The following is a 4,142-nucleotide window of genomic DNA, read 5'->3' as shown; positions in this document are numbered from 1 at the left end:
GTTCTATCTGGCCAATTAGGGGATAGTATGCTGCACACACTATCTGGCCAATTAGGGGATAGGTCTCCAGCTCTGATCGGGATCCACTGTATCCTGGAGCTTTACGACTGCCCGGCCAAACTTTTGGATGATGCCTCTCTGGTGCAACAGGCTTTGCGAGAGGCAGCCAGACGCTCCAACTCCACCTTTTTGGGAGAGCTGTGCCATCCATTTGAGCCACAGGGGATTACAGCCCTCGCTCTTTTGGGGGAATCCCACATCTCCATTCACACCTGGCCCGAAGCGGGCTACGCGGCGGTGGATGTGTTCACCTGTGGTCGCCACACCCGACCGGAAGCGGCCTGTGAATATCTGATCGACGTGTTTCAAGCGCGACGATATTCCCTGCGCAAGGTGCCCCGCCGCACCGCGCAACCGACACTCCTGGAAGAGGCCCCAGACTCGGCTGAGGTGCTCACCTGTGAAGCGACCCGACGAAGGCGCTGAGATCTTCGCCAATCGCAGCTTTTTCCAAACTGTCATGGGGGCCATCTGTAGGCTGGGTGGGATCCGATTCACCCCAGAGGTCAGTCTATGTTGCTGGAAAAAGCTGTAGCGAGGTGCTTATGAGCAGCCCGAGAAGTTTCTTCTGGGTTCAGGAGTACTTTACCCCTTGGGACTACACCGCCCGTGCCGTCACGCGCATCTTGGCCTACCGAAAAACCCCTTTCCAGGAGATGCTGATCGCCGAGACGGGGGCCTTCGGCAAGGGTCTGATGCTGGATGGGCATTGGCAATCCACTACCGTGGATGAGTTTCTGTACCACGAGGCTTTGGTTCATCCGGCTATGGTGCAGGTTGTCCAAGCGGGCGGGATCCCCCGGCGGGTACTGGTGTTGGGGGGGGCAGAAGGGGCAACGCTGCGGGAGGTGCTGCGTTGGCGCTCGGTGGAGCAGGTGGTGATGGTGGACATCGATGGGGAGGTGGTGGCAGCCTGCCGAGAGCACCTGCCGGAAATGCACCAGGGATCCTTTGAAGATCCGCGGGTGGAGGTGGTGATTGCCGATGCCTTGGATTTTCTCCAGGAAACAGGCCCCATTTGGGATGTGATCCTTTCCGATCTTTCCGATCCCATTGAGTCCGGCCCTGCCTACCGCCTCTTCACCCAGGAGTTTTTCCGCCAGATCCGCTCCAAGTTGCAGCCAGATGGGGCTTTCACCATCCAAGCCGGGCCGACGGGGCCGGTTGAGCTTCATCAACACACCCGCATTGTTCGCACCCTGAAAACGGTGTTTGCCGCTGTGCAGCCCTACTCCATCTATGCCCCCACCTACGGTGGCCCGCTGGGTTTTGCCCTGGCAGCTCAGGATCCCATCCCCTCCAGGCCAGAACCGGAGCAGATCGACCAGATTCTGAGCCAACAGTTGGATCCCGAGCGAGGGGCACTGCAATTCATCGATGGCATCACCCTTCTGGGCCTCTACCAAGTCCCAGCTCACCTGCGCCGTGCCATTGCCGCCGAGACCACGGTTTATACCCTGGACAACCCGCCTCGCATCGAATAAGGGGCTATCCAGCACCCCGAAGGGATCCCAGGAGAGTTTGTCTTTGGTGCCATAACTTGGTAGATTCGTCAGCAGCCGAATTTTGCTTCCCTAATGAGAGTCTTGGTTATTGGTGGTGACGGATACTGTGGCTGGGCGACAGCCCTATACCTATCCAACAGGGGTTATGAGGTGGCCATTCTCGATTCCTACGTCCGCCGCCTCTGGGATCTGCAACTGGGGGTTTCTACCCTGACCCCCATTGCCCAGCTAGAGCAACGGGTGGATCGCTGGAAGGGGCTAACCGGCAAGGACATTCCCATCTTTGTCTGCGACGTTACCAACTACGAAGCCCTGATCTCCTGCATGCGCCGCTTCCCGCCGGAGGCCATTGTTCACTTTGGCGAGCAGCGCTCTGCCCCTTACTCGATGATCAGCCGCGAACACGCGGTAATGACCCAGGTGAACAACGTGGTGGGCACCTTGAACATCCTCTACGCCATCAAAGAGGAATTTCCCGATTGCCACCTGGTGAAGCTGGGCACCATGGGTGAGTATGGCACCCCCAACATCGACATTGAGGAGGGGTACATCACCATCGAGCACAATGGCCGCAAGGATACCCTGCCCTATCCCAAGCAGCCGGGATCCATGTATCACCTCTCCAAAGTACACGACAGCCACAACATCCACTTCGCCTGCCGCGTCTGGGGCCTGCGGGCCACCGACCTCAACCAAGGGGTGGTATACGGCGTGCTCACAGAAGAAACCGGCATGGACGAGGTGCTGATCAACCGTCTCGATTACGATGGCGTATTCGGCACAGCTCTGAACCGCTTCTGCATTCAAGCGGCCGTGGGCCATCCGCTGACAGTGTATGGCAAGGGCGGCCAGACCCGCGGTTTCCTGGATATCCGCGACACGGTGCGCTGCGTGGAGCTGGCCATTGCTCACCCTGCCGAGCCGGGCCAATTCCGGGTGATGAACCAGTTCACAGAGCAATTTAGTGTTGAGCAACTGGCGTTGCTGGTGCAAAAGGCGGGAGCCACCATGGGCCTGAAGGTGGAAATCAACCACCTGGAGAACCCCCGCGTCGAGCTGGAAGAGCACTACTACAACGCCAAAAACACCAAGCTCCTAGACCTGGGCCTCCAGCCCCACTATCTGTCCGATTCCCTCTTGGATTCGCTGCTCAACTTTGCTCTCAAGTACAAGGATCGGGTGGATGTGCGGCAGATTTTACCCAAGGTGAAGTGGAAAGGTTAACTCTCCAGGCAAGCTTGGGCCAGGCTCAGCCAGCCGCGCGCCAGGTTGTCCAGGTTATAGCCGCCTTCCAAGCCGAAGAGGGTTTTGCGGGTCACCTGCTCCAGGCAAAGGCGGGCCATGCGGCCAAAGTCTTCCGGCTCTAGCCGCATACCGGCCAGGGGATCCCCTTTGGCACAGTCGAAGCCGGCGCTCACCAGCAGCAAATCCGGCTGGAACGCTTGCAAGAACGGCAAGATCTTCTCGTCGAGGGCCTTTTTGTAGGCCAACCAATCCGAGCCGGCAGGCAAAGGCACGTTGCAGAGGTTGCCGTGGATCCCGGTTTCGCGAGCGGAGCCGGTGCCGGGGTAGAGGGGAAACTGATGGATGGAGGCATAGGCCAGTTGGGGATAGCGCTCCACCACCGCCTGCGTGCCGTTGCCGTGGTGCACATCCCAATCGAAAATCGCCACCCGCTTCACCCCCGGCTGATCCAGCGCCCACAGCGCCGCAATGGCTGCGTTGCTGAATAAACAAAACCCCATTGCCCGTTCTGGCTCTGCGTGATGCCCAGGCGGACGACACAGCACCAAAGCCGGCTGAGCGGTGGCCAAAACCGAAGCAGAGCCGGCAATCCAAGCTCCCACAGCCAGGCGCGCTGCCTCAAAACTTCTCCCCGAGAGAGCAGTGTCGGCATCAATGTGTCCCCCACCTGCTGTTGCCAACTCAGCCACCTGTTGAATGTGCCGACGCGAGTGTACTCGCTCCAGCTCTGCCAGCTCCGCCAAGGGGGGATCCCGCCATTCCAACTGGTTGGCAAAAGGGGCACCACGCAGCGCCTTAACAATGGACTGCAAGCGAGCCGGACGCTCGGGGTGAAATGGCCCAGTATCGTGGCTGAGGAAAATATCAGAATAGTAAACAGGCAACATGGGCAGAGGCAACAAGCTAAGGCAACGCCTTTGCAGTGTAGCTTAAGCCCGCCCCCTCTATCCGTAGAAGACCTCTGACATGGATCCCGCATAGGGGTCAAGGCCAAAAGAGGCTTGTTGGAGTTTTTGATTGACCACATCCCGCACTACCGACCGCAGCAATTCCAGCTCAGAGGAATTGAGTTGATCGCGGCTGGGACACTCATCGGCAGCCAGCCACATGTAGATGGCGGGGACCCGGTTTAGGATCTGCTGCATCATCGCTTCCCGCTCCCTAGCGTCATGAAACACCTGTTGATGGGGGTGCTCAGTGGAGAGGATAGTTTCCAGTTCTCCCAATGCCAGGTACTCGACGATATTAACCAACATCTTTTCCATGATGAATGTCCCTCCTAAAAATCCCTGTCGCTCTTAAAAACAGACATTAAACAAAAAACGCTGCTTC

5 protein-coding genes are annotated in these 4,142 nt (G+C 58.3%); 3 read left to right on the top strand and 2 right to left on the bottom strand.

From position 1 onward, the window contains the following. From speD to NW820_RS06305, 3 genes are all read left to right on the top strand, one after another. Positions 1-486 (top strand): adenosylmethionine decarboxylase (gene speD / locus NW820_RS06315; protein ID WP_414407001.1); only part of this gene is annotated, 486 nt, incomplete at its 5' end. 119 nt (positions 487-605) lie between these two features. Continuing rightward, on the top strand, positions 606-1,544 hold the full coding sequence (locus NW820_RS06310; RefSeq protein ID WP_414407000.1) for a fused MFS/spermidine synthase: 939 nt from the start codon (positions 606-608) through the stop codon (positions 1,542-1,544). Between the two features lie 93 nt (positions 1,545-1,637). Then, entirely contained in the window at positions 1,638-2,789 is a 1,152-nt protein-coding gene (locus NW820_RS06305) for an NAD-dependent epimerase/dehydratase family protein (RefSeq protein ID WP_414350002.1), read from the top strand. On the opposite strand, the gene NW820_RS06300 is transcribed toward NW820_RS06305, so the two are convergent. After that, positions 2,786-3,697 carry a histone deacetylase gene (locus NW820_RS06300; RefSeq protein ID WP_414406999.1) on the bottom strand — a complete coding sequence of 304 codons (912 nt, stop codon included), beginning with the start codon at positions 3,695-3,697 and terminating at the stop codon, positions 2,786-2,788. The genes NW820_RS06305 and NW820_RS06300 overlap by 4 nt on opposite strands. Before the next feature lie 57 nt (positions 3,698-3,754). Continuing rightward, on the bottom strand, positions 3,755-4,075 hold the full coding sequence (locus tag NW820_RS06295) for a hypothetical protein (RefSeq protein ID WP_414342999.1): 321 nt from the start codon (positions 4,073-4,075) through the stop codon (positions 3,755-3,757). Positions 4,076-4,142 lie beyond the last annotated feature (67 nt).

Source organism: Synechococcus sp. R55.7, assembly GCF_047461955.1.
Taxonomy (GTDB): Bacteria; Cyanobacteriota; Cyanobacteriia; order Thermostichales; family Thermostichaceae; genus Thermostichus.
The sequence above is the reverse complement of the archived record's forward strand: the minus strand, read 5'-3'. Positions and strand labels throughout refer to the sequence as shown.